Annotated in this window: 3 protein-coding genes; 2 read left to right on the top strand and 1 reads right to left on the bottom strand. The window is 52.9% G+C overall.

Going from position 1 to position 1,364, the window contains the following annotated elements:
- The first annotated feature begins 410 nt into the window (after positions 1-410).
- Positions 411-569 (top strand): hypothetical protein, encoded by a 159-nt coding sequence (locus ACOQFT_RS00265; RefSeq protein ID WP_421596070.1) that lies wholly within the window; start codon positions 411-413, stop codon positions 567-569.
- 210 nt (positions 570-779) lie between these two features.
- Entirely contained in the window at positions 780-1,028 is a 249-nt protein-coding gene (locus ACOQFT_RS00260; RefSeq protein WP_421596071.1) for a hypothetical protein, read from the top strand.
- Between the two features lie 150 nt (positions 1,029-1,178).
- Here ACOQFT_RS00260 and ACOQFT_RS00255 read toward each other — a convergent pair.
- On the bottom strand, positions 1,179-1,364 hold a 186-nt coding region (locus ACOQFT_RS00255), incomplete at its 5' end, for a DDE-type integrase/transposase/recombinase (protein ID WP_421596069.1).

Below are 1,364 nucleotides of genomic sequence, written 5' to 3'. Positions count from 1 at the left end.
AGCGTAAAGAACTGCATCCTTGGGAAAGTGGCAGCCTTTCAGAGAGATCATACTTAATACCTGTTCGAAAACTATTCGACGGGAAGAGACTGCGAAACCTGAGTGCTCGTCAATCTCAGTTCAAAATTTGCGACACAACCCCAATTGTCGCCCGGAATCTGTCCGTTTCGTCAATTCGCAGAATTGGCTGTTTAATCCGTGTATGCGGATCGACAGCTGCACTCAGCAAGCAACTTCGCAACAGAACCTAAACACAGGCCAAAAATGGGGTGAACTTCATCCGGAAGTACACTATCCATCAGATCAGATCGCCAACGTGGTAATTTTCAAAGGTCATGAGCGAAGCCTTCAAACTATCACGGTTAATTGACAAGAACTAAACAGAGTGAGCCATGGTGAACACAAGTGGAATGGATCCGGAAACCTTGATCGAGTGGCGCGATCGTGCCTTTGAAGAAGGTCGCCAGTTGGGCTTGGCACAAGCCGCGGCTAAAATCAGAGAGCTTCGGGCGCAACAAAAATACGAGGACGTCGCATCGGCTATCGAGGCTCTTAAGGAGGTGGAATGAGGATGCTGGATTATTAGTGTCCACGCCTTGGCGGAAACTCTCCGACTTCCAGTCGGATCTGCTTCAGCGTGGAAAAACAGTCCACGGTCTTCGAAGGACTCTGACGACGGAAAATCCCAGCGTGCCCGAAACCATCATCCCGATGGATCACAGGCCGATGATGCACTAACAATCAATTTGGACCAGTCAGATGAGGCTGCACACTATTCGGTGCCGGAGACAATGCGCAAGCGTACCGAGGAAGTGCAAAACCACGTCGACGAAATCTGCATCTTTGAAGACGGCGTCTGTATCGCCCGCCACCCGGTGCTGGAAGGACGCAACCGGCGCCGGGTTGACCCCGCGCATCGCAAAGCCCCGCCACCGCGCCCCATGCAGCAACGACTAAAGGGCGTGCCTCAACGGTCACTGGCTTTCTATGACGCGGTCAGTCAACGGCTGGCCGCGGGAGGTGTGTGATGACCGAAACACTCGACCGGATCCGGAGCGCGCTTGTCGGCCTGAAGATGCCCCGTGCACTGGAGGCGCTGGATCACACAATGCAGAAGCTGGAACGGTTCTGTCGCAAACTGTTTAGATGGCAGAGCATCAGTGGAATTGGTGAGCAGTTTACCCTGCCAGTTGAACAAACTGCTGAAACGGGGAGAGTCCGGGTGTGAATTGACCTTTGCGGATCATGTTGACCAATTCGATACCGGCTAGGGCAGATGCGGCTGAAGCGAAAGATTTGAAGCCCAGCATGGGTCTGATCCTTCGTTTGATGAAGCGGTGATCCTGTTCAATGATGTTGTTGAG

It is taken from the genome of Ruegeria sp. MALMAid1280 (assembly GCF_049195285.1).
Classification (GTDB): Bacteria; Pseudomonadota; Alphaproteobacteria; order Rhodobacterales; family Rhodobacteraceae; genus Ruegeria.
This window is presented reverse-complemented; position numbering and strand designations above follow the sequence as displayed.

Bases quoted from the DNA above. Each gene is read 5' to 3' on its own strand.
- ACOQFT_RS00265 (WP_421596070.1), top strand. From the start codon at position 411: ATGGATCCGGAAACCTTGATCGAGTGGCGCGATCGTGCCTTTGAAGAA.